Source organism: Leifsonia xyli subsp. xyli str. CTCB07 (genome assembly GCF_000007665.1).
Classification (GTDB): Bacteria; Actinomycetota; Actinomycetes; order Actinomycetales; family Microbacteriaceae; genus Leifsonia; species Leifsonia xyli_C.
The window spans coordinates 493,298-517,241 of sequence record NC_006087.1 but is presented as its reverse complement, the minus strand read 5'-3'; the positions used below and the strand labels follow the sequence as shown (position 1 = coordinate 517,241).

Here is a 23,944-nt window from a genome sequence, read left to right as displayed (position 1 = left end):
ATGGCCGTACCCCGTCGAACCCCGGTCCCGGCCGCAGTGGTCGAGCTTCTCGGATCGGCCCGGTTCACCTCGACACTGGCGCTGCTCGGCGTCATCGTCGGGTTCTCGACGCATGCGATCCGTGCCGTCATCGGCTGGCCGGGGCTCATCGGCGCTCTCAGCGCTCTCGTGGCCCTCGCCGTGCTATCGTTCGCCGCGCAGTGGAAGCTCATCGAGTGGCACGGCCTCCTGCCGGTCTCGGCGCTCATGTTCGCCGGGTGGTGCGCCCTGTCACTCTTCTGGAGTCAGTACCAGCTGGCGACGCTCGGGGGCGTCCTCTACCAGCTGCTGTTCGCGTTCCTGGCCGTCTACATCGCCCTGGTGCGAGACGCCATCCAGATCGTGCGCGTCGTCGGCGACGCCCTGCGAACGCTGCTGACGGTCTCCCTCGCCCTGGAGGTCCTGAGCGGGCTCCTTCTCGACATGCCCATCCGCTTCCTGGGCATCCTGGGCAACATCGCGTCCGGCGGACCCATCCAAGGTCTCTTCGGCACCCGCAATCAGCTGAGCATCGTCGCTCTGATCGCGTTCGTCACCTTCCTGGTGGAGCTGCGGACGCGCTCAGTCCGGCCCCAGCTCGCGGCGTTCTCGATCGCTCTGGCGGCGCTGTGCCTCCTGTTCGCCCACTCCCCCGTGATCGCAGCCGTCTCCGTCGTCGTCAGCCTGGCGACCCTGGCGCTGTACGGCATCCGCAAAGTCCCGGACGGCGCACGCAGCTACGCGCAATGGGGGCTCGCGCTGTTCACGGTCGCCGTGCTCGTCGCCACTTACTTCTCCCGCACCCGGGTGATCGACCTGCTGAACGCGCGAGCCGACTTCCAGGTGCGCTATCAGCTGTGGCTCCAGATCTGGGAGCTCATCCCGGTGCAGCAGTCGGTGGGCTGGGGCTGGACCGGCGCGTGGCCGACCGATCTGTACCCCTTCGGCGCCATCCAGGCCGCGACCGGCATGTACCACCCCAACGGGCTCAACGCCTACCTCGACGTCTACCTCCAGGTCGGCGTCATCGGCCTGCTGCTGTTCGTCGTGCTGGTCGCCCTCGCGTTCGTGCGTTCCTGGCTCCTCGCCTCTGTCCGGCGCAGCGTCGTCTACGCCTGGGCGCCGCTGGTGCTCGTCGCGCTCCTCGTCACGAGCGTGTTCGAGAGCAGCATCCTCGTGGAGTCGGGATGGATGCTTCTTGTCATCTGCACGGTCAAAGCATCCCAGGGGATGAGCTGGCGGTGGCGGCTGGCACGGTCTCAGAGCTAGGGGGCCCGAAGCAGGTCCCGGACGATGTCCAGGCGTCCCTGGCTGGCGTAACGTCCGTATCGGCCACCGCGAACCAGGCGGCGTAGCGATGCCAGCCGGGCGAGGCGGCTCACCGGCAGGCGCGAACGCGCAGACTCGAACTCCGCCTTCTGCACGATCCGGTCGCGATCGTCCTCGGAGAGTTCGGGGAAGGTATCGGCGCGGGCGGCGAGCTGAGCGAACTGGAGGCCCAGCCGCACCTGACGAGCCCCTCCCGGTTCGAAGACCCGCGAGACCTTGTAACCGATGCTGGGACGCTTCACACCGATCTGATTGCCGCCGTGCTGACGATAGTCGATCGTGGTCCGCGGGAGGCTGCGGACAGCGCCGACGATCGCGGCACACACAGCCAGCCACTCGTCGTGGACCCAGGCGTCGGGGAACGGGCGGGCACGCTCCACAAGACTCGCACGGAGAACGGTGGTCGCACCGGTCACGGTGTTGCGCCGGAGGAGGACGCCGAGGGCGTCCCCGTCGTTCTCCTCCGCCACAAGTTCAGGGGCGATCTCCAGAGCGCCGAAGAGGGTGCCGCCGAGCGGCTCCCCGGCTGAGTCGACCAGGCGGGCGTCGGTGTGTACGAGCTGCACTCGCGCATCGTCGAAGAACGGGAGCGCATCGGCCAGCCGGCCGGCGTGCCAGACATCGTCCTGGTCGCTCAGCGCGATGAACTCTCCGCCGCACGCCGCAATCGCCTGCTCGAAGTTGGCCGTCACACCGAGGGGCTCGGCGTTGCGCAAGATGCGCAGCACGACAGCCGCGCAGCTGGCTCGCACCGTCTCCTCGACGATCGAGAGGGTGCGGTCGGTCGAGCCGTCGTCGGAGACAACCAGCTCACTGATCGGAGGGTCCTGGGAGAGGATGCTCTCAACCTGCGCGCGAACGAATCGCTCACCGTTCCGGGTGCAGAGCGCGACAGAGACCGCTGCCCCGGGTTTTGCGCACACCCTGCCATCCTAGTCGCGGGCGCCGTCTGCGCGCTCTGCGAGGTTCGGTAGACTTGCCTCCTATGACCGATCCGCTTGCGCGCACCCTCATCGTGATGCCCGCGCTCAACGAAGAGGGCTCCGTCGCAGAGGTCGTCAGGGAAGTGCGCGACAAGCTCCCCGGCGTCGCCTGTCTCGTCGTCGACGACGGCTCGACCGACAGGACCGCAGAGCGAGCCGAAGCCGCCGGGGCCATCGTGGCCTCCCTCCCCTACAACCTCGGCGTCGGCGGCGCAATGCGCCTGGGCTTCGTCTACGCGCTCGAGAACGGCTTCGACAATGTCGTGCAAGTGGACTCGGACGGACAGCACGATCCGGCCAGCGTCCCCAGCCTCGTCGCAGAGCTGGAATCCCATGACGTCGTGCTCGGCGCACGATTCGCGGGCGAAGGGGACTACGAGGTCCGGGGTCCGCGCCGCTGGGCGATGCTCTTCCTCGCCTCCATGCTGTCCCGGGTCGCGAAGACGAAGCTGACGGACACCACCTCCGGGTTCCGTGCCAGCGGCCCGAAGGCCGTGCGGCTCTTCGCCGATCACTATCCGGCGGAGTATCTCGGAGACACCATCGAATCGCTCGTGATCGCCGCTCGCTCCGGCTGCCGCATCGCTCAGCTTCCGGTCTCCATGCGGCAACGGACGACGGGGACGCCTTCGCACAATCCGCTCAAGTCGGCGATCTACCTCGGGCGCGCCGGCATGGCGCTGATGTTCGCCCTGATCCGCCCCCCGGTCGTGGTGACCGAGAAGGAAATCGCCATCTGATGAGTCTCGCAAGCTACTTGCTCGGTATCACGGCCGCCGTCATCACACTCGCCGTGGTCATCGAGATGATGCGCCAGCGCCGGCTGCGCGAACGGCACGCGATCTGGTGGCTGGTCACGGGCGTCCTGGCGCTGATCGTCGGAGTCTTCCCGTCGACGCTGGCCTGGGCCTCCTCTGTCGCCGGCGTGGCGGTGCCGACGAACCTCATCTTCTTCGTCAGCGTCGCGATCCTGTTCCTGGTGTGCATCCAGAACAGCTCGGAACTCACCCGCCTGGAAGCGCAGACCCGTCTCCTGGCGGAACGGAGCGCCCTGCTGGAACTGCGGATCAAGCAGCTCGAAGCACACGACGAGTCCACCGGCTCGTGAGCGAAAGCGGAGAGCGGAGGAGCCCCGGCTTCCTGCTGGTCCTCGTCGCCACCGCGCTCGTCGGCGTTGCCGGGTACGTCATCACCTGGCTGGTGCCCCGCGCAATCGGAGTCGGCCCCTACGCCTCGTTCGCGGTGTTCTGGTCGGCGCTCTTCCTCGCTATAGCGGCGCTATCGGGAATCCAGCAGGAAACGACGCGAGCGACGATCCCCCGCGTCCCCGGCCAACGAGCCGCCCGACCGGCTCTCTTCGCCGCCGGGGCGGCCCTCGCCTCGGCCGCTGCAATTGCGGCGACCTCGCCCTTGTGGGCGAGCGCCGTGTTCGGGGCGCGAACCGCCTTGCTCTGGCCTCTCGTCACCGGTTGCGCGAGCTACGTCTTCCTGGCGGCGCTGGCCGGCACGCTCTACGCGGCGTCCCACTGGAGGCTGATCTTCGCGCTCATGACCATCGAGGGCGTCGGCCGCCTTCTGGCGATCGGACTGACGCTCGTGTTCAGCCACGACCCGTTCCTGCTCGCCTGGGCGGCGTGCGCGCCCATCCCCCTCGCGGTCCTCATCGTCGGCGTCCTGTCGCGGACGGTTCTCGGCGATCGGTTCCAGGTGGACGCCGGCTATCGCACACTCGCGTGGAACTCGGCACGGACTGTTGCCGCCGCCGCCGCTATGGGGGTGCTCGTCAGCGGATTTCCTCTCCTGCTCACCGTGACCTCGCCACACGCCTCCCCCACCGCGCTCGGACTTCTCCTCCTCGTCTCCACGCTGACCCGTTCCCCGTTGATCGTCGTCGCGATGGCTTTGCAGAGCTACCTGATCGTCTTCTTCCGGCAGTCGCCGAATCCCCGGCGCGCGCTGAGCGCCCTGCTGGGCCTGGCACTGGCTGCGGGAGGCGTGCTCGGCGTCCTGGGCCTCCTCCTGGGCGAGGCAGTCTTCTCCCTTCTCTTCCCGGGGCAGCCTGTGCCCCCCGCCTGGCTCATCGCCGTGCTCGTCGCGACCTCCGCGCTCGTGGCGGCGATCTGCGTCTCAGCGCCCGCCGTCCTCGTTCAGGGCAACCACACCGTCTTCACCGCGGGCTGGATCGCAGCAGCCGGGGCAACGGCCCTCGCCCTGCTGCTCCCCGGCGGACTGTTCGAGCGCGCGAGCCTTGCCGTCGCGATCGGGCCGGCTGCCGGCCTGGCCGTCCATCTCATCTATCTGTTCGGACGGCGGGCGCCGCTGTCCCGGGATTTCCAGGGAGAGTCCGGTGCGGATACTGTTCGTCCATGAAGTGAACTATCTCGACAAGGTGATCTACGAGATGCACGAGTTCCCGGAGCTTCTCGCGCTCCGAGGGCACGATGTCTCGTTCTTCCACTACCCGGAGGCGCCGGCCACGCCGAGCCGATCTCTGAGGACGACACGGCGGCGCATCCCCGGCCGCGCCTATCCCGAAGCCGAGATCGAACTGATCACCCCGCCGACGTTCGGCGGCCGTCCTGTCGAGCGCTACGCGGCCCCCCTCCTGAACCTGCCGGGCCTCCGCCGGGAGATCACAACCGGCCGCTACGATATCGTCGTCCTCTACGCTGTCCCGACGACCGGCTGGCAGGCCGTCAGCATCGCCAAACGCGCCGGAGTCCCCGTGGTTTTCCGTGCCCTGGACGTCTCCCACCAGATCCGCACCTCCCCGGTCAGTCCCCTGATTCGATGGGCCGAACGGCACATCTATGCGACCGCCGACCTGATCTCCGCGAACAATCCCGCGATGGCCGAGTACTGCGTGGACCTCGCCGGCCGAACCGGCCCCGTCTCCGTCGATCTGCCCCCCGTCGACCTGAGCCACTTCGCCGACGCGAAGCCCGGCGTCCGGGAGACGCTCGGACTCGACGCAGACGACAAGGTCATCGTGTACATGGGAAGCTTCTTCGGGTTCTCCGACCTGGACATCGTGCTCGAGAAAGCCGCAGTACACCTTCGTGAGAATCCGGGACTGAAGCTCCTCTATATCGGAGGGGGTGAGCTCGACGGCGAATTGCGCCGGCGGACAGTCGAGCTGGGCCTTCAGTCGCAGGTCATCTTCACCGGTGTCATCCCCTACGCCGAGTTGCCCGGCTATCTCGCAGCGGGTGACGTCGCCATCAACCCCTTCCGGCCACAGCTGCTCACCGATGTCGCGCTTCCGCACAAGGTGCTGCAATACATGGCGGCCGGAGTTCCAGCCGTCTCCACCTCACTGCGGGGATTGCGCGGCGTCGTCGGGGACGCGGCCGGCGTCACCTGGGCGGAGGGACCAGCCGATGTCGTCGAACGTGCGATCTCCGTCGCAGCCCTCCCCGCCGAGGAGCGGGCCGCGATCGGAGCGCGGCAGCGCGAGTTCGTGATGACCGCGTTCTCCAAGGAGTCTGCGGCGATCGGCTTCGAGAGGACATTGGAATCGGTACGGTAGGATCGAACATTATGTCTGCGCGAGTACTCGTTCTGGGTGCGACCGGAATGCTCGGGAGCACCGTCGCCTCGATCCTCCGCAGGAGCGGCCACGATGTCACCGGAACAGTGCGGGATCTCGCTCTCGTTCCCGCCGGGCGGAGAGATCGCCACCGACTCTTCGACGCCTTCGCCGACGATCCTTCGGGCCTTCTCGAAGGACTCTCCTCCGGCGACTATGTCATCAACTGCATCGGGCTGATCAAACACCATCTCCGCGACGATGACGCAGGCGACCGCTACAACGCCATCAAGATCAACGCGGAACTCCCTTACGCGCTCGCGCGCGCGGCCGGAGAGCGGAATGTGCGCGTCATCCAGATCGCCACCGACTGCGTCTACTCGGGACAGACGGGCCGCTACGACGAGACGACGGCCCACGATGCGACCGACGTCTACGGCCAGTCCAAGAGCCTGGGCGAAGTTCCCGGAGACCACTTCCTCAACCTGCGCTGCTCGATCATCGGGCCGGAGCAGAAGAACCGCGACTCGCTCCTGGAATGGGTACTCGCCCACGAACCAGGATCGACCTTCAACGGCTACCTCGACCACCGGTGGAACGGCGTCACCACGGATGTCTTCGCGGCGATCGCCGCCGGTATCGTCCAGACGGGGAGCACGCTCAGCGGAACCCACCACCTCGTGCCGGCCGACAGCGTCGACAAAGACGCCCTCTCCCGGCTGATCCTGTCCGCCTACGGCCGCGAGGACGTCTCCGTCGTTCCCGTCGAAACCGGGACCCCCGTCGACAGGACCCTCACCACCATCCACCCCGATGTCAACGCCGCCCTGTGGCGTGACGCAGGCTACGACGAGATCCCAACCATCGAGACGATGGTCAGAACGCTCGCGTCCGAATCCATCGAAAGAGACTCATGACCGAACGCAAGATCGAAGGCTCCATCGTCACAGTCACCGGTGGGACCGGCTCATTCGGCTCGACGATGGCGCGCCATCTGCTCAGCCGCGATGTCGGCGAGATCCGCATTTTCAGCCGTGACGAGTCCAAGCAAGACGCACTGCGCCATGAGGTCAACGACCCCCGGATGCGTTTCTACATCGGCGACGTCCGCGACTCGCTGAGTGTGACCCGCGCGATCAAAGGAAGCGACCACGTCTTCCACGCCGCGGCGCTGAAGCAGGTCCCCTCCGGCGAGTTCTTTCCGCTCGAGGTGGTCGCGACCAACATCACCGGCAGCGGCAATGTCATTCGCGCCGCCATCGAGCACCAAGCGAAGTCGGTCGTCTGCCTCAGCACCGACAAGGCCGTCTACCCGATCAACGCTATGGGCATGACCAAAGCGCTCATGGAGAAGACCGCCTTCGCGATGGCCCGGGAGAACCTCGATACGGAGACGGTCGTTTCCGTGACCCGCTACGGCAATGTGATGTACTCGCGCGGTTCGGTCATCCCGTTGTTCATCAAGCAGCTGACCACCGGCCAGAACGTCACGGTCACCGATCCGGAGATGACGCGGTTCCTGATGTCGCTGGCGCAGTCGGTCGACCTGGTCGAGTACGCCTTCACCCAGGCGACAAGCGGAGACCTCTTCGTGCGAAAAGCGCCAGCGAGCACCGTCGCCGTCCTCCTCGAGGCGGTCGCGAACGTGATCGGCGTTCCGATGCCCGACGTGGATATCATCGGCGTGCGCCACGGCGAGAAGCTCTACGAGTCCCTCCTCGGTTCCGAGGAGATGGCGAAGGCGGAAGACCGCGGCGACTACTTCCGCGTGCCGCTCAACACCCGCTCGCTCGACTACACGCCGTACTTCGAGGAGGGCGCCGATCACGGCGCGCCCACCGAGTCGTACACCTCGCACAACACGGAACGCCTCGACGTCGCCGGCGTGGAGCGTCTGCTCCTCACCCTGCCGGAGATCCAGCAGATGCGGGCACAGCTCCGATGACGGCCCCGACAGTCCTCACGGTCGTCGGCACCCGGCCGGAGATCATCCGGCTCTCCCGCATCATCCCCAAGCTGGATGAGCGGGTGGACCACGTTCTCGTCCACACCGGTCAGAACCACGACCGGCAGCTGAACGACGTCTTCTTCGAGGACCTGGGCATCCGCCAGCCGGACCACTACCTGAACGTGGACACATCGAGTCTCGGCGCGGTCATGGCAGACACCATCCGCAAGAGCGAGACGATCTTCACCGAGGTCAAACCCGACGCTGTCCTGATTCTCGGAGACACGAACAGCGCGATCGCCGCGCTGGTCGCCAAACGGATGCACATTCCGACGTACCACATGGAAGCCGGGAACCGCTCCTTCGATGAGAACGTGCCGGAGGAGACCAACCGGCGGATGGTCGATCACATCGCCGACTTCGACCTGGCCTACACCGAACACGCGCGGCGGAACCTCCTTGCCGAGGGGCTGCACCCTCGTCGCATTCTGGTCACAGGCTCTCCGATGAAAGAAGTCATCGACCACTACCTCCCCCGCATCGAGGGGTCTGACGCTCTCGAGCGCCTCGGCGTCGCGCCCGGCGAGTTCTTCCTCGTCAGCGCCCACCGCCAGGAGAACGTCGACTCGCCGAAACGCCTTCGCGAACTGCTGGACACCCTCACGGCCGTTCGGGAGCGCTGGGGTCTGCCGGTGCTCGTCTCCACCCACCCGCGCACCCGCAATCGCCTGGAGGCCCTCCCGGACTTCCAGGCGCTCGATGGTGTCCACTTCCACCCACCCTTCGGTTTCTTCGACTACTGCCAGTTGCAGCGGAGCGCGCGCTGCGTTCTGTCCGACAGCGGAACGATCAGCGAGGAGTCGGCCATCCTCGACTTCCCCGCCGTCACCATCCGTGACTCGATGGAGCGCCCGGAAGCCCTGGACGCCGGAGCCATTGTGATGAGCGGACTCAAGGCGGACGAGGTCATCGCCGCGATCGAAGAAGTCACCGAGGAGTCGGACATCGCCCGGGAGGTTCCGGCCGAGTACCTCGTGGGGAACAGCTCTCAGCGCGTCATCCGCTTCCTCCTGTCCACGATGGGCCGGCACCACGAATGGGCAGGCATCCGGCGCTGACCCACCGCTCGCGGCAGGGAGGGCGGAAGAAAGGCCGCGGCTGGCCGGACCAGACAGATTCCGGGGCCTGTGCGCGGGCTCCTCTGAGCCGGCTCCTCTGCGCACGGTCACGATGAGCCGGCCGCACGAGAGGCTTCGCCCCGCTCACTCACACAGAGCAGCCGATGCTGCCGGCGCCGCCACGTCCGAATCGGGCGGTCAGCCGGTCAGGTCAGCGCGCTCGGCTGTCGAAGGACGCCCGCCTTCGGGCTCACTCGGGAGAATTCGATGACGATGAGCGCCATCAGAGCGACGAAGGCGCCCGAAGCGAGAACCCAGAGCCACATCGGCGAGACGGGGATGTTCCACCACCACTCCACACTGGCGCTCAGGTTGACGTTCAGGACATCGACCCCCGTGACATAACGGCGGAGGTTGGCGTGCAGAGCCAGCGCCTGAGCGACACCCAAACCCCCTGCCAGGACCCACCACTGTGTCTGGGTGAGATCGAACTGGCGATCCTCCGATTCCCAGAGAGCGACCGCTGCGAACATGATGAGGATAGGAAGAATGTACCGCGGCTGCACCTGGTTTCCGACCAGTGTGCCGGTAGAGACCTGGAGGTAGAACGGAAGCAGGATCAAGGCCGCCGCGGCGCCCAAGAGAACGAGCCCCTTGCGCAGACCCAGGATGCGCACACCGGCGAAGACGAGCGCAGCAAACACCATGATCGTGACCACCCACACACCACCGGGCATATGCGTGTCCACCCACCCCAGCCCGAACACGGCGCCCAGCCCGCCCGCCCAGAGCACGGGCAGTTGAGTGAGAATGGGGAACCAGAGCGACCAGTCCGCCATGCCTTTGCCCCCCGAGGCCAGACCTCCGGAGAGAGCGGTTCCGCTCTGGTGCGAGGTCGAGAACAACGCCGCCGAGAGCAGCACGATGCCGAGCGCGAGCAGTGCCGACAGCCAGTACTTCCGGTCCCGCTTCATTGTGAGGAGGACCGCCGCGCCCGTAGCGAGGACGCTGAAGACAGCACCGTCCGATCGGGCGGCGCCGCCGAGGAAAGCGGCGATGACCGCAACGGCCCCGAGCCCCACTCGCCGGCATCCCGTCGACTCGAAGTAGCCGACGACGGCGAGAAGTACCAGCCCGCTGGAGATCAGGACCCAGGAACTGGGATTCACCGAAGGGATGAGGAAGAGGCCGAGCGGGATCGTTGTGATCGCGAGCGACCACACGAGATTCCAGCGCCTGCGCGCCGGCAGCAGCCAGCACAGGACACTCGTCAGCGCGACGAAGATGATCGCGTTCACAAGTCGCATCGCCACGATGGACACGGCGACGTCTCCGGTGACGAACGTGTGCATGAACGCGTAGTAGAAAGGCGGGTAGAGGCCATGGAAGTTGCCCCGGTCGGTTGTCCTGGCTCGGGTGGCCGATCCCTGGCAGGAAGCGCTCTCATGGGGTTTGAAGGCATAGCAGGAGCCGTTGGCCACAAGCGGCGGAACCGTGTAGTGGCCGGACCGGGAGCCGGCGTCACAGGTCCCTTTCACGATGCCGTCGGCGCACCAGATGCTGGTCTGGTGGAAGTCGTCGTCCGGGCTGGAACCCGGTGGCGAAGAAAGCGCCCACGCGCCGAAGACGAGGAGAGCGAGAACGGGCATCAGAACAATGCGGACGATGCGCAGTGCTCTGGTGCCTTCGGCTGCCTTGATCACGGAGGACAGACTCTCTTTCCGGGTCGCTGTCGAAGTTCCCAGACTAGTGCGGATAGACAACGACTTCGAATTCGGCCGGAGCCTGTCAGGCCAGCGGACCGGTCGGTATCGACGCGCCGAACCCCGCGCTCACCGATGTCCAGCCGACGGCTCCGCCCAGTTCGGCGAATCGGTTCATATTCGCAATCGGCCGCTTCTTTCCGCCCTCGAGGAGGAAGATGCTGCTGTCTGGAGTGCGGATGAACTTCGTCGCAGGAGCGCCGACGGTCAATCGGGCGCAGCTGTAGTCGTCCAGAGCGGTGAAGGTGATCGGATAGAGCGGCTTGGTGGTCGCATCCAGCGCGCGCAGCGTGCCCGAGGCTCCGGCATAGTCGACGCCACCGCAGGTGACGCCGTAGCCGAGGAGCGACCCAGCAGCCGGGTATCCGTCGAGCAGGCTCTGCGACACGAAGGAGAGGCCGCCCACGCCGATCGACGCAGTGACGTCGAATGTCGAGAACGCGATCTTGTTCGACAGACCGTTCACGAGATAGACCGTGGCGTTCTCCGGACTCCGGACGAGTGTCCCCGATGTCAGCGCGACGCGCCCAGCCGGAAGCGCGGCGAATGCCGCTGTGGAGATCGTCATGATCGTTGGCGTGGCTCCGGGCGGGAGAAGCGCGAGAAGCGAATCCCACGACGAGATCGGTTTGAGGTCGCTCGGCCCCACGACGTAGACCGTCGCGCCGTCCCCCTTCACAAAGGACCCGACGCTCACCGTGCCTTTCACGGGGAAACTGTCGAGGAAGGCCTGCGTCACCGGCGTCGCTTTGGCACTGGCGACGCCACCGCCTGCGGCCCAGGCGAATCTGCCACCGGAACCGAGCACCGAGGTCGATCCGCTTCCCGGCACGCTCACCAGGCCGGTGAACGAGACACCGGAAGCAGGGACGCGAGCAAGACTCGCAGCGCTCAGCGTTCCGCCGACGCGGCCGGCTATTCCGGAGTGCTCCGAGGAGACGGGGTACGACTTGCCGCCGGACACGAACGAGACGGAAGCAGATCCGCGCTGCTGGGCGAACGACTGATCGGCGATCACCGGGGCGCCCAGAGGCAGAGCAGCCACAGCGGATTCGGTGAGGACATTCCGTGCGAGGGGGATGCCCGCCGCCTGCTGCGAAGCAGCGTCGAGGATTTCGCGCTTGGTGCCGACCGTCATGAAATACCGGGAACCGCTCGTCGTGCCGAGCACGGGAGTCATGAGCGGTCCGGTCACGAAGCGGGCGAGCTGGGCGTCCGTCAGTTGCATGTATCCGGTGGCCGAACACGAACCGCCGTAGTCAGCCACAAGGCCGCAGGAACCGAACGGGAGCTTCAGTCCCGAGTCGAAGAAGTAGACGGACCCGTCGTTGCCGCGCAGTGTCCTCCCGGCGATCGGACCGGTACGGTACCCGTCGAGGTACTGCTGCGACACGTAGCCGACGGTGCCCAGAGGCGAGAGCGCGGTGAGCAGGTCGATGTTCGCAATCGGGTATTTGACCGTGCCGCTCAGGACGTAGACGGTGCCGTTGTCGACAGTCCGCGCGAGACTGGTCGCTCCCGTGGTCGATCCGAACCAGTCGGTGTACAGACGCCAGAAATTCCGGTTCCCATACGAGCTGCACGAGTCGCCAGTGCCGTAGAGGTTCGCGAGCGCGACGGCGTTCGGCTGATAGGGCGTGTAGTTGTACAGGCCGGCAGTCGCTTGGTTCTGGATGAAGACGGAGCTGCTGCCGCAGGAAGCCGTGGGGCTGAACCGGATCTGGTTGACCCGGCCCGCTATGTGGTTCCAGCTCGTCGGGCTGGCCGCATAGCGCTTGAACTGGAGCGCCGCATTGTAGACCTGGTTGAAGAACCCGTAATACTGGGCGTCGCAGGCCGCGGTGTCAGGACAGCCGTATCCGGTCGCGCTCCGATACTGACCGGCTCCCGGCCAGGTGTCGGTGACGAGGCTCTGCTCCTTCTCGAGCAAGACGAGGATCGCCCGCTGGCTCACCCCGCACGCCTCGCCGACTTTCGCGATGATCGTCGCCGCCGATTCGGTGCCCTGACTCGTGTAGGCAGCGCAGCGTCCGTCCACAGCAGCACGGGTCTGTGTCTGCTGTCTGTAGTCCTTCAGGCAGGTGTAGCCGGAACGGCAGGACGTCACCTTGCGGTCGAGAAAGCTCTGAACCTGATCCGCGGTCATCGAATCGCCATCGAAGAACAGCGCATCGCTGATGATGTTGCCCGGGTCGAAGAGTCTCGCATCGGCGGCCGCGGCCGGCGCGGACGCCACCATCGCGGCAGGCGCGACCGTGAGCAGACCGCCCACAAGCGCCCCGATCAGGACGGCGACGATGGATGTGCTGCGCATCAAGGAACCTCCAGTTCGACCGGGGCCGACCGGTAATCGTGGCCGTGAGCCGCATAGCCGAGTGTGACGCTCCACGGTCCCCGCGCGAACTCCGCGGCGTCCGTATGGACCGTCCCGCACGAGGTGGTCGCGCGGTCCGCCACGGCCTCACGCTCGACGGTGATGGCCGGCGAACCGCTCCGGGTGAAGGTGTAGACGCAGGTTCCGCCCTCCTCGATGACACCCTGGACATATCCCGACGCGGTCACATGCTTCCCGTCGACGTCCACCGACGCGACGACCAGCACCGGTTCCACAGTGGCCGACTCGGTCGGCGTGCCGGGGACAGACTTCGTCGGGTGGGGCTGGGGGCCGACGAAGGGTGACGCGCAGGCGCACAGGGCGATCGAGCAAGCGGACAGGACCACGAAGACCACAGCGAGTGGCAGTGCTCTGGTCTTCACGGGAGGCGTCCTCACAGTTAGTTATTAGGGGGAATCGTCATCCCAGGATACGCGGCGAAGCGAGGAGCTCCCTTGGCACATGCTGGGCGAGTCACCCCCCCCCCAATGAAGGGTGGTCGCGGGCGTCGGGGGGGGGGGATCTCCGCTGTTTGGATTCCGCAAGAAGGCATCCACACTTCGAGCATCCTTGCACTAGGGTGCGAGGCAGATCACTATCGGAAGCGAGGCACCTCGCGTGCATGAGACTTTTCGCATTCTCGTTGCCCTGTCGGCTGCGGCGACGCTCTCGTTGTCGTCGCTCACCGGCGCGCTCCCGGCAGCGGCAGCGACGCCGTCCCCCGCACCGCTCTCGGCAGACGCGGCGACACCGACACCGACACCGACGAGCACACCGGTGCCAGCGCCCCGTGGATCCGCGCCCACGACGGAAACCGGCGGAACCGTCTCTGCCGACCCACCGCTCGCCACGATGAACACGGCGCGCAATCACAGCATGGGCTCGACCATCGCCGCGAACGAACCGGCCGCCAAGAGCTCGCAATCCCAAGCGCGCACCTTCAGCGCGACGGGGTTCCCGCCCGGCGTCCCCGGCCTCGACGTCAGCGGCTGGCAAGTGCTCAACGCCAGCGACTGGGCCCGCATCGCGGCCAACGGCGCCCGGTTCGCCTACGTCAAGGCGACCGAGAGCACCGACTACACGAGCAGCCAGTTCGCCGAGCAGTACACCGACTCGTTCAACGCCGGACTGCTCCACGGCGCTTACCACTTCGCGACTCCCAACACCTCCTCCGGGGCGGCCCAGGCCAACTGGTTCCTCGATCACGGCGGGCAGGGGACGGCCGACGGCCGCACCATGCCCCCTCTACTCGACATCGAGTACAACCCATACGGTGCGACCTGCTACGGACTGTCCCCGGCAGCCATGGTGTCGTGGATTTACGATTTCTCGCAGACCGTGCAGGCTCGCACCGGCCGGCAGCCCGCCATCTACTCGACGACCAGCTGGTGGAAGCTCTGCACCGGGAACAGCGCAGCGTTCGCGGCGAATCCCCTCTTCATCGCCCGGTACCCCAACGCCCTCTCCGATGGCGCGGGCGCCCTTCCAGCCGGCTGGTCCTCGTACACACTCTGGCAGTTCGCCAGCAGCGGAGTCTTCCCCGGAGACCAGGATGTGTTCAACGGCTCCGAGCGCGACCTCCAGAGCTTCGGACTGATATCGAGCCTCGTGCGGACGGCGAACAACGCATCGGTGTACCTCGTGTCCGGGGCGAACAAATATCCGGTAACCAACACGAGCACTCTCAGCGCCTTCAGCGCCCTCGGCCATGTGGGATACGTCCCCCAGTCCTACCTCGATCAGTTCGCTACGCAGCACGCGGCAGTCCCGATCATCCGTGGGCAGGACGGAAGCGTCTACTTCGCCGACTCCGGGATCAGGCTCCCGTTCGCTTCCTGCGGTCTCGTCTCCGATTACGGGGGCTCCTGCGACGCGTCCGGCTATGTTCAGCTCACGGCGACGCAAACCGCTGCCTTCGCGCTCGGGCCCGCGGCGACGCCGCTCATGACTTCCGCGGGCGGTCCGCTCTTTTACGTCACCGGCGGCAAGAAGCATGAGGTGCTCGACAAAGTCTCGCTGGCACAGGCGGGGCTGAACGGCAGCGCCAACAGCCTCTCCGCCACAGCCTTGTCCTTCCTCGCCTTCGGCACACCGATCGTCCGGAACAACGTCTACGCGATGACGGCGGGGAGCGGCACCGGGGTGCTTCTCGTCGGGGGCAGCGCTTCCCCCATCGACCAGAGCGCGGCTTCCCTGATCGGTCTGCCCCAGTTGGCGGCCGGAACCCTGCAACCGGCCAGCGTCGCACAGCTGCCTGCCGGGGCTCGGTTCACCGGCGCGTTCCGGTCGTCGGCAGATTCGTCGGTGACGGTCATCTCCTCCAACGGCCTCCGCCCCTGGGCAGCCGGTGTCGGCGGGGCCTCGTTCACCGCGGTCACAGCCCCAACGGCGGCGATGAGCGCGTACTCGGTGACCCAGCCCATCCAGGCCGGCAACGCGATCATGTCGCCTGCGGGAGGCACGGTCTATCTGGTCATGCCCAATGACATCCGGCCGGTCGGCTCCTGGGACTCGCTCGTCGCGCTGGCGGGCGGGGGAACGCCGAACATCGCCGTCGTCCCGCAATCCATCATCGCCTCACTCCCGTCCGGGCCGGTGGCTCTCGACCCGGCGACACTGGTCAGAAGCCCCGGCAATGCCACCGTCTACCTCGTCAACGGCGTGACCAACAAGATCCCCTTCTCGACGTTCGATCAGGCCATAGAAGCGGGCTTCACGAAATTCAGCTTCACGAGCGACGCGCGCCTGAACGCCTACCCGACCTCGCCGGACCTGCTCAGCTTCGGACTTCAGTGCGGCAGTCAGCGCTATGTGAGTGCGGGCGGCTCCATCCACGCGCTCAGTTCCATGACATCCAGCCTGTACCCTCTCGCATTCACCCCGCTGGACACCTTCACCTGCGCTATCGCTCCCAAAGGGATCGACGCGACCGCATTCATCCGCACACCGGACGGTTCGATCTACTTCCTGAGCGAAGGAAAAAAGCGTCCGATCACCTCACTTCAGCGATTCGTGCAGCTCTCGCAGGGGCAACCGTATCTGAATGTGGTCAGCGCATTCGCCGCCGCCATACCGACCGGCGCGCCCGCTTGAGCGGACCTGCACCCGCGATCTACGGCAGACTCCCGGCAACACTCAGGCTAAACTCGCTTCGTGCCCGGAGCGATCGCTCCCGCTGCTTTCCTGACCCGCCCTTTCGAGGTACAGCATGACAACACCAGTCGACGCGGACGCCCGTGCCGCCGCCATAGCGAAGCTTCCCTTCGAACGGGTCGGGCAGCGCTCCGGCTTCGTCCAGGGGACCCAGCACTCGCTCTCGGATGTCTGGGCGCATCGCGAGCTGCTCGGCCTGCTGGTGAAACGCGAACTCAAAGCGCGCTACAAAGACAGTTCGCTCGGAGTCGTGTGGAGCCTGTTCCGCCCGCTGGCGCAGCTCCTGATCTACTACTTCGCGATCGGTCAGGTGCTCGGCGCCGCGCGGGCGACACCGGACTTCGCCATCTTCGTCTTCATCGGATTGACGATGTGGGGGCTCTTCTCCGAAATCGTGACCGGCAGCACCACCTCGATCCTCGCGAACGCCGGTCTGGTCAAGAAGGTCTATCTGCCCCGTGAGATCTTCCCGCTGAGCGCAATCGGCGGTGCGCTGTTCAATTTCCTGGTGCAACTCGTGGTGCTGACGATCGCCATCGTCCTCCTCTCCACCGTGCCGTTCGGGTGGAACCTCAGCCTGCTCCTGGCGCCCCTGGCGGTCGTCACGCTCGTCGTCTTCGCAACGGCGATCGGGCTCCTCCTGTCGGCAGTCAACGTCTACTTGCGAGACACGCAGCATCTGATCGAGATCGCCGTCATCATCCTGTTCTGGGCGTCGCCGATCGTCTACTCGTACACCTACGTCCACAAACTCCTCCAGGGGGGCTGGTTAGAGCAGCTCTACCTCGCAAACCCGGTGACGGTCGCCATCATCTCGATGCAGAAGGCCTTCTGGGCAGCCGGCAGCGTGTCCGAGGGCGCACTCAGCCAGGTGTGGCCTCCGAATCTCGGCATCCGCCTCCTCGTGACCCTGCTTGTCAGCATCGTTCTTCTCTGGTTGTCGCAGCGGACTTTCTCGCGTCTGCAGGGCAATTTCGCTCAGGAGCTATGAGCCCATGCCCATGCCTTCACTCATCTCTGCCGTCGGCGTCTCCAAACTCTTCGTGCTGCACAAGGACAAGTCCCTCAAGGAACGCGTCGTCAACTTCAGCGCCTCGCGGCAGCATCGCGACGACTTCTGGGCCCTCCGCGACATCGACCTGGAGATCCCGGTCGGCAGCACAGTCGGTCTCGTCGGCCACAACGGATCGGGTAAAAGCACCCTTCTCAAAGTCGTCGGCGGCATCATCGAGCCGACCACGGGAACAGTCGCGCGACGGGGACGGATGGCAGCGCTCCTCGAGCTCGGCGCCGGATTCCATCCGGACCTGACCGGCCGGGAGAACGTCTACCTCAATGCCGCGATCCTGGGCATGACGCGGAAAGAGACCGACCGCTACTTCGATGAGATCGTCGATTTCTCGGGGATCGAGTCCTTCATCGACACCCAGGTAAAATTCTATAGTTCCGGCATGTACGTACGTCTGGCGTTCGCTGTGGCCGTGCATGTCGATCCCGATCTCCTCCTCGTGGACGAGGTCCTCGCCGTCGGGGACGAACCGTTCCAGCGGAAGTGCATGGACAAGATCCAGGAGTTCCAGCGCGACGGGCGCACCATTGTGCTCGTCAGCCACTCCGCCGAGCAGGTCGGCCGGCTGTGCGACCGTGTCGTCGTCCTGAACCACGGCAACATGATCTTCGACGGCGACCCCTCGGAGGGGCTCCGCGTTCTGCGCTTCGGATTCGAGCAGGAACGTCTGGAGCACGAACACACCCACAACGAGACGGCCGCGCCGTCGGCGCGAATCGTGGGGATCGAGGTCGCCGGTGCGAAAGTCGCTGAAGAGCGCATCATCGTCACAGCGACAAGCGACCTCACCTTCCGCTACCAGTACGACCTCACAACCGCCCAGGAGCCCCTCGTGGCGGGCATCGCGATCGAGACGTCCACCGGACAGCCGGTTTATGGCGTCAACACCACGATGCTGGGCGTCGACCTTCCCACCTCGGCGGGCGAGCACACGGTCGAATTAACCTTCCCGCACCACCGGCTAGGCTCCGGCAACTACATCGTGCATGGCTCCCTGGAGGAACGTGCGGGACGCTCGCTCTTCCGGCTGAATCCGGCCGCGACCTTCGAGGTGGACGCGCCGCAGCAGGGCTCGGGCCTCATCCGCCTGGATGTCGAGGTGTCGGTGGACGACAAATCGCAGGCTCGCGGCTAAACCCGCACAGCCTTCCATTGGCGACGGAGTCCCTCCCTCCGCGAAACCTGCGGAGTCCAGCCGATCGCGCTCCTGGCGAGGTCGTTCAAGGCCCCGGTGCGGAAAACATCACCCCGCACGGGGGTCTCGTACCGGACATCGACCGGGCGGCCCGTGACGTCGCCGAGACATCGAGCACCTCGTTCACGGAGGCGCTCGATCCTCCTGACAGATTCATCACGCACAGGAGGGGCACCTCCGCGTCGATCGCTGCGAGCACAGCGGCCACGATGTCGCCGACATACGTGAAGTCGCGGATCTGCTCGCCATCGCCATAGACGCTGACCGGTTCGCCCGTCGCTGCGGCCTTCAGGAAGCGTGTGAAGGCCATATCCGGCCGCTGCGCCGGACCGTAGACGGTGAAGAAACGAAAAGCGACGGTGTCGAGTCCGTCATTGGCCCGGTAGAGGTGGACGAGGTGCTCCCCCGCGAGTTTCGTGACGCCGTAAGGGCTGTGAGGCGCCGGGATCGTGTCTTCCGTCGTCGGTTAGCTCTCGGCCTGCCCATAGACCGACGACGAGGAGGCGTAGACCAGGCGCGCATCGGGGACGGCCTTCAGCGCCTCGAGCAGCCGCTGCGTCGTGGAGATGTTCGCGTGCGTGTAAGCGCCGAACTGCTCGCCCCAGGACCCGCGGACGCCGGGCTGACCCGCAAGATGGACGATGGCATCGACCCGAAGCGAACGCAGAGCCTCGGCGTCCAGCTCGGCGGCGTCCTGTTCGATGAACAGGACGCGATCGTTCACCAGGCCGGCGAGGTTGGCCTGTTTGAGCGACGGATCGTAATACGGGGTCAGAGAGTCGATACCGACGACGACGCGTTCCAGCAGCGCACGTACGAGGTTGGCTCCGATGAAGCCGGCAGCGCCGGTGACGAGGACCCTAATCGGTCGGCCCTCCCGATGTCCGTTTCCGCAGGCTCCCTCTGACGGCGCGAATCGGCCGGGAGGCGCGCCACGACAGACTGCTCAGGGTATCGGCGAGTCGCTGCTCGACACACGCCTTCTCTGCGATGGCCCGCGCCGTTTCGCTCTCGGCCGCCTGTCTGCGCCGATCTGCGACCTCGACCTCGCCGACGAGTTCGTCAGAACGGCTCTTCTGCAGGAGCACTTCACGTTCCAGCCGGGCGACCTCAGCGAGGAGCGGACCGGTCCGCCGTCCGGTGAGGACGCTCTGCTCCACCCGTCGTCTCACATCGATCGGCCAGCGGTGCCAGGACGAACGGTTGTTGTTCTCCACAACGGAGTGGACCGCTGCCGGGCCGAGAGAGAAAGCGACATTGGCGGAGGGCTGATCGCGCCGCGAGTATCGCAAGACATGGTCGAACCAGATGCGCATCGTCTCCGCCACCGCAGCAGTGCTCCGGCGAGCGAGCATCCCGTTCCAGTACGGACGCTCATGGAGGACATCGGGATAAGCCTCCGCGTAGTGGAGGAGCTGCTCGTTGACACGGCCCGCATCGTCGTAGTTGAGTCGCACGATCTCATCGAACTCATCGATGACACGCTCGCGGAAGCTGTGCCTCGACACCGCGAAGTCCGCGTCGGCGAGCCACTCGTCCAGAATGGCGTCCGGCGTCTCGTGGAGCTGGACCGAATTGTCGATGTAGAGCGTCTCGTCGTACTCGTCCAGAACCTGATGACCGCGGATCTTGAAGTCCCGTTGGCTACGCACAAGGTCGAACGGGAAGGGAAGCTCCGCACGCACGATGGTCCAGGTGTCGCTGAGCAGGTCGTCGCGGTCGGTCAGGCAAATGAACGGCACATCGGTCTCCCGTGCGATGGGCTGCTCGCTGATGTCCTCGTAGTCTCCCAGCAGGGCTGGGTAGACCGCTCGACGCGGATTCATCGTTCCTCTTTCATTCGGTACAACGTCTACCCTTCCCATATGAAATGGTAAACAAATCCCCCCTTGACTCTACCCGGATGGGCTTATGCGAATGCTTCGACCCCGCCGCACCATCCCTTTCGCCGACGCCGACGCCGTCAAAGAATCCGGGTCGCCCCTGCTCGCGCGGAGAGCGGCTCGCGGAGAGGGCCCGAGCGGCCCTCAGGAGCCGGACGGGCATCTCTCACAGCCCGCTCGACGCTGGTGAAGGGGCACGCTTCACCCCGCGACACCCAAGCGTCTCGCGGGGCGCCGGAGCGCCGGACGTGCGCAATCCGGTCCTCTGCGGTGTCCGGAAACGCACGTCGCCCGCGCCAATCGGGAAGGAAGCCCGTGCGGGCGCACGCCTGATGCGCATCAGGCGCGTTTGCGTGAGTGCTCCAGGGATTTGGCCCTCACTGCGTCCTTATCGCTGAGGTCCACGAGGGTGGAGTCTCGATAGCTCCGCCACTTGACGATTTGGTAGACCGGGTTGCGGGCGAGCCAGTACAGCTTGCGCTTCCAGGAATAGTCCCCGTCGCGCAGTATCCGCAGAGAGTCGCCGAGGACCCCGCGCACCGTGAGACGGCGCTGTTCGCGCTTCGTCATCGCCAGGATGGGGAAGCCGATCTCCCGGAGGCCGACCGTCTCATCGAAGATGCGCAACTCGTACTCGGCCAGGGTGAGGTCATTCGAGTGCTCGACCGCCGCGCGCCCGGCGTACGCCTTCTTGTAGCCCGCTTCGATGACATCACGCCCGAACAGCTGGTCCTCGGCGTAGCGCACATCGCGGTAGGGCAGCACATCGAGGAGGAAGGCGCGCCGCGCGGCGGAGTTCACGTCCGAGTAGAAACTCATCGCTCCGAGCACGCCCTCGTCTTTCGCGAAGTCGTCCTTGTAGAACACGGTCGTGCCGAAATCGGGCCCGAACCCGGCGAACACCCCGCGGATCTCGTACTTGAGCAGAGGGAAGCATCCCGGCCGCGGCACCTGCTTGCCCATCACGGCCACGACGTTCTCGTCAAGGGAGAACGGCGCGAGCAGTTCTCTCAGCCACGACTCCGACGCGGGGATCGCGTCGTGCGTCAGATAGGCGACGAACTCGCCCCGGGCGAGCTGCGCCGCGAGGTTGCGGGTCCGGCCGTGGCCGAACTCGCTGTTCGGGATCTGCTCGAGCACGACCTCGGGGAAGGATCGGACAATGCCGATCGTCGCATCGGTCGAACCGGAGTCGACCACCAGGACCTCGACCGTGCCGGGGAAGTCCTGCCGCCGGATCATCTCCAGGATCCGTCCCAGATACGTTTCGCCGTTGTAGGTGAGGATCGCGATCGTCACGTCCACTTTCGCCGCGTCAGTCACTCTGCCTCCGGATCTCTTCGTAGGTGCTTTCGACGCCCTCGCGCAACCCCGTCGCGGACATGAGCTCGCCGAACTCGTGGACATAGCGGGAGGTGTCCAGCACGACGCGATCCACGAAGGTCGCGGGAGCCGGACGGACGTCGATCGCGAAGTCCACCTCGGTGACGTCCCGGAGCACGTCCAGGATCTGCGCGACCGAGCAGCCGGTCCCGCTGCCTATGTTGTAGAGGCGGTGCTCTCCGACGTCGCGGACCAGCGGCAGGATCATGCGCACCAGGTCTTCGACATAGATATAGTCGCGCACCATCCCGCCGTCGCCCAGTTGCAGAACGGGTTCGCCGCGGACGATCCGGCGGAGCGCGATCGGGATAAGGCCTTGCTTGCGATTGAGGTGCTGACGGGTGCCATAAGGGTTGGAGATGCGCAGGATCGTGTAGTCGAGTCCGTGAGTGAGCCGGAAGAACTCGAGGTAGTGCTCGATCGTGAGCTTGCCGATGCCATAGGGAGAGACCGGCAGTGCGCGGTCGGACTCGGAGTACTCCGGTTTGCCCTGGTCGCCGTAGATCGCGCCGCCGGTCGAGGCGTAGAAGACCCGCTCGACTCCCGCCGCCGCACAGCTCTCGAGCAGTTCGACCGTCTGAGCGACATTCGTCCGGATGTCGAGCGTCGGGTCGCCGGCCGCGGTCGCCGGTGTCGTGGTGGAGAGGAAATGGAAGACATAGCGCTGGCCGGTGACGGCCTGCTCCAGGTCGGCCCGGTTGAGGAAGTCGCCCGTGATGAGACGGGCGCTGCCGGCATCGAACGACGGAAGCGCCGAGAAACGATCGAACGCCGTGACCGACAGCCCTTCGGCCACGAGCGCGTCGACGAGATGAGAGCCGAGGAACCCATTGGCTCCGATGACCGCGGCGCTATCCACGCATCGCCCTCTCGAACGCGGCGACGAAGGCCCGGCCCGAATCCTCCCAGGTGGTGTCGGCGACGGATTTCGACGCCAACGCGGCATAGGCGGGCGCGTCGGGGCGGTCCACGATCTCAGCCAGCTTCTGCGCGATGGCCATCGGGGAGGCAGGCACATAGACGATGTACTCGTTGCCGGAGACCATGCGGTTGTTGGCTCCGTCATTCACGACCGGGATGACACCGCTCGACAGCAGTTCCAGGGGCAGCAGCGACATATTGGAGAGGGAGAGCACGAGCCCGGCGGCACAGCGGTTGTAAACAGCGTTGAGCTCGCTGAGCTGGAGGCTGGAGAGGTTGTTGAATTCGAACGGGATCTCCCAATTGGAAACATCCCAGCCCGCCAGGTTGATCGTCACGTCCGGGCGCATCTTGGCGAATTCTGTCAGCACCATCAGGCCGAACTCGAACGCCCGGCGCGGGGTGACGGGGCGGGCGTAGAAGAAGATTTCATTGCGCCGGCCGGTGTTGTCGAAGGTGTACAGCGAGCGATCGACGGAGAAATCGAAGTGGTCCGTCTTCATCCCGTACTCGGTCCTCAGTTTGTCGGCGAGCCAGCCGCCCGCGGTGATCCCGTGGAAGCCGAACCGGTAGGTGTTCTGCGCCAGCAGGGCCTCCGAACCGAGCGGGTAGAAGAGCGGCTCGAAATCTTGAACGAAGTAAAGCCGACGGGCCCGGCTTTCGTCCAGGAACGCGGGGTATGCGGTCTCCCATCCGGTCGCGAAGATCGCCTCAGTTCCGTCTGCGACGCCGACCGACCGGTCCCAGATCTGGAGTTCGCCGTTGAGCCTCGGGTAGGCCTCCGACGACTCGAGCATGTCGCGGATGACCGGAAGGTCGATCGCAGCGTCGCCCGCGTTATAGAGGTAGACATCGCAGATGTGCCCTGCGAGCTCCGCGAAACGGATGAAACGGAAGAGATTCTGGTGCCCGCCGCTTTCCCTGCCGGGAGGGGACATGATCCAGGCGATCCGCACCGGCCGGTCCGACACGACGATCGGATCGGTGATCCGTGCCGGAAGCTCCGTCCAGTCCACGGCGGCCGCATCGACGAGATCGACCAGCAGACGAGGACGCTGGGGGCCGGTCACAGAGCCGATCTTGAACTTCAGATATCCGAAGGTCGCTCGCAGACCGTTGTTCTTGAGCATCGAGTACGCCGTACGAGTCTTGCGCGCGATCACCCGGGGACCGCGCTCCACGGCCCGAGAGAAGAGCCTGCTCACTGCTGTCACGTCGTCTTTCTCGTCTTCCTGATCTTGCGCCGTTCGGCCGGTGTCGAGTGCCGTCCGCAATCTT

19 protein-coding genes and 1 pseudogene are annotated in these 23,944 nt (G+C 65.9%); 11 read left to right on the top strand and 9 right to left on the bottom strand.

What is annotated here, in order from left to right; genetic code table 11:
* On the top strand, nucleotides 1–1,287 hold the full coding sequence (locus LXX_RS02515; RefSeq protein ID WP_041767124.1) for an exopolysaccharide production protein: 1,287 nt from the start codon (nucleotides 1–3) through the stop codon (nucleotides 1,285–1,287).
* Here LXX_RS02515 and LXX_RS02510 read toward each other — a convergent pair.
* On the bottom strand, nucleotides 1,284–2,270 hold the full coding sequence (locus LXX_RS02510; protein WP_011185495.1) for a glycosyltransferase family 2 protein: 987 nt from the start codon (nucleotides 2,268–2,270) through the stop codon (nucleotides 1,284–1,286). The genes LXX_RS02515 and LXX_RS02510 overlap by 4 nt on opposite strands.
* Before the next feature lie 62 nt (nucleotides 2,271–2,332).
* Here LXX_RS02510 and LXX_RS02505 point away from each other — a divergent pair, with 62 nt between their 5' ends.
* Genes LXX_RS02505 through wecB form a run of 7 tightly spaced genes read left to right on the top strand, consistent with a single transcriptional unit; the run spans nucleotide 2,333 to nucleotide 8,925 of the window.
* Nucleotides 2,333–3,070, top strand: a complete 738-nt coding sequence (locus tag LXX_RS02505; protein WP_011185494.1) for a glycosyltransferase family 2 protein — start codon at nucleotides 2,333–2,335, stop codon at nucleotides 3,068–3,070.
* Nucleotides 3,070–3,438 carry a DUF2304 domain-containing protein gene (locus tag LXX_RS02500; RefSeq protein ID WP_011185493.1) on the top strand — a complete coding sequence of 123 codons (369 nt, stop codon included), beginning with the start codon at nucleotides 3,070–3,072 and terminating at the stop codon, nucleotides 3,436–3,438. Before LXX_RS02505 ends, LXX_RS02500 begins: the two co-directional genes overlap by 1 nt.
* Entirely contained in the window at nucleotides 3,435–4,700 is a 1,266-nt protein-coding gene (locus LXX_RS02495; protein WP_041767123.1) for a hypothetical protein, read from the top strand. Before LXX_RS02500 ends, LXX_RS02495 begins: the two co-directional genes overlap by 4 nt.
* Entirely contained in the window at nucleotides 4,678–5,859 is a 1,182-nt protein-coding gene (locus LXX_RS02490) for a glycosyltransferase (protein ID WP_011185491.1), read from the top strand. Before LXX_RS02495 ends, LXX_RS02490 begins: the two co-directional genes overlap by 23 nt.
* Nucleotides 5,860–5,870: 11 nt before the next feature.
* Nucleotides 5,871–6,776, top strand: a complete 906-nt coding sequence (locus tag LXX_RS02485; RefSeq protein WP_011185490.1) for a dTDP-4-dehydrorhamnose reductase family protein — start codon at nucleotides 5,871–5,873, stop codon at nucleotides 6,774–6,776.
* Nucleotides 6,773–7,804, top strand: coding sequence for a polysaccharide biosynthesis protein (locus LXX_RS02480; RefSeq protein ID WP_011185489.1), 1,032 nt, complete (start codon nucleotides 6,773–6,775; stop codon nucleotides 7,802–7,804). Before LXX_RS02485 ends, LXX_RS02480 begins: the two co-directional genes overlap by 4 nt.
* Nucleotides 7,801–8,925 carry a non-hydrolyzing UDP-N-acetylglucosamine 2-epimerase gene (wecB, locus tag LXX_RS02475; RefSeq protein ID WP_011185488.1) on the top strand — a complete coding sequence of 375 codons (1,125 nt, stop codon included), beginning with the start codon at nucleotides 7,801–7,803 and terminating at the stop codon, nucleotides 8,923–8,925. The genes LXX_RS02480 and wecB overlap by 4 nt, the downstream gene beginning before the upstream one ends.
* A 206-nt stretch (nucleotides 8,926–9,131) precedes the next feature.
* Here the strand turns inward: wecB and LXX_RS02470 are convergent, their stop codons facing one another.
* The 3 genes from LXX_RS02470 to LXX_RS02460 form a co-directional block, all read right to left on the bottom strand.
* Entirely contained in the window at nucleotides 9,132–10,628 is a 1,497-nt protein-coding gene (locus LXX_RS02470) for a DUF2142 domain-containing protein (RefSeq protein WP_011185487.1), read from the bottom strand.
* 85 nt (nucleotides 10,629–10,713) lie between these two features.
* Nucleotides 10,714–13,002 (bottom strand): hypothetical protein, encoded by a 2,289-nt coding sequence (locus tag LXX_RS12500; RefSeq protein WP_050737811.1) that lies wholly within the window; start codon nucleotides 13,000–13,002, stop codon nucleotides 10,714–10,716.
* Nucleotides 13,002–13,445, bottom strand: a complete 444-nt coding sequence (locus tag LXX_RS02460; RefSeq protein WP_041767122.1) for a hypothetical protein — start codon at nucleotides 13,443–13,445, stop codon at nucleotides 13,002–13,004. Before LXX_RS02460 ends, LXX_RS12500 begins: the two co-directional genes overlap by 1 nt.
* Nucleotides 13,446–13,680: 235 nt before the next feature.
* On the opposite strand from LXX_RS02460, the gene LXX_RS13325 reads away from it, so the two are divergent.
* The 3 genes from LXX_RS13325 to LXX_RS02440 all read left to right on the top strand — a co-directional run bounded on the left by LXX_RS13325 (nucleotide 13,681) and on the right by LXX_RS02440 (nucleotide 18,419).
* Nucleotides 13,681–16,155 carry a lysozyme gene (locus LXX_RS13325; protein ID WP_223227697.1) on the top strand — a complete coding sequence of 825 codons (2,475 nt, stop codon included), beginning with the start codon at nucleotides 13,681–13,683 and terminating at the stop codon, nucleotides 16,153–16,155.
* 115 nt (nucleotides 16,156–16,270) lie between these two features.
* Nucleotides 16,271–17,206 carry an ABC transporter permease gene (locus tag LXX_RS02445; protein WP_011185484.1) on the top strand — a complete coding sequence of 312 codons (936 nt, stop codon included), beginning with the start codon at nucleotides 16,271–16,273 and terminating at the stop codon, nucleotides 17,204–17,206.
* A 4-nt stretch (nucleotides 17,207–17,210) separates the two neighbouring features.
* Complete coding sequence (locus tag LXX_RS02440) at nucleotides 17,211–18,419, top strand: ABC transporter ATP-binding protein (protein ID WP_041767120.1); 1,209 nt, start codon at nucleotides 17,211–17,213, stop codon at nucleotides 18,417–18,419.
* An 85-nt stretch (nucleotides 18,420–18,504) separates the two neighbouring features.
* Here LXX_RS02440 and LXX_RS02435 read toward each other — a convergent pair.
* The 5 genes and pseudogenes from LXX_RS02435 to LXX_RS02415 all read right to left on the bottom strand — a co-directional run bounded on the left by LXX_RS02435 (nucleotide 18,505) and on the right by LXX_RS02415 (nucleotide 23,871).
* Nucleotides 18,505–19,284, bottom strand: a pseudogene (locus LXX_RS02435) (NAD-dependent epimerase/dehydratase family protein).
* Nucleotides 19,285–19,339: 55 nt separating this feature from the next.
* Entirely contained in the window at nucleotides 19,340–20,305 is a 966-nt protein-coding gene (locus tag LXX_RS02430) for a glycosyltransferase domain-containing protein (protein ID WP_041767117.1), read from the bottom strand.
* A gap of 396 nt (nucleotides 20,306–20,701) precedes the next feature.
* Nucleotides 20,702–21,685, bottom strand: a complete 984-nt coding sequence (locus tag LXX_RS02425; RefSeq protein WP_041767114.1) for a glycosyltransferase family A protein — start codon at nucleotides 21,683–21,685, stop codon at nucleotides 20,702–20,704.
* Nucleotides 21,678–22,604 (bottom strand): NAD-dependent epimerase/dehydratase family protein, encoded by a 927-nt coding sequence (locus LXX_RS02420; protein ID WP_011185480.1) that lies wholly within the window; start codon nucleotides 22,602–22,604, stop codon nucleotides 21,678–21,680. Before LXX_RS02420 ends, LXX_RS02425 begins: the two co-directional genes overlap by 8 nt.
* Nucleotides 22,597–23,871 (bottom strand): glycosyltransferase family 1 protein, encoded by a 1,275-nt coding sequence (locus LXX_RS02415; RefSeq protein ID WP_176714744.1) that lies wholly within the window; start codon nucleotides 23,869–23,871, stop codon nucleotides 22,597–22,599. Before LXX_RS02415 ends, LXX_RS02420 begins: the two co-directional genes overlap by 8 nt.
* Nucleotides 23,872–23,944: the final 73 nt, after the last annotated feature.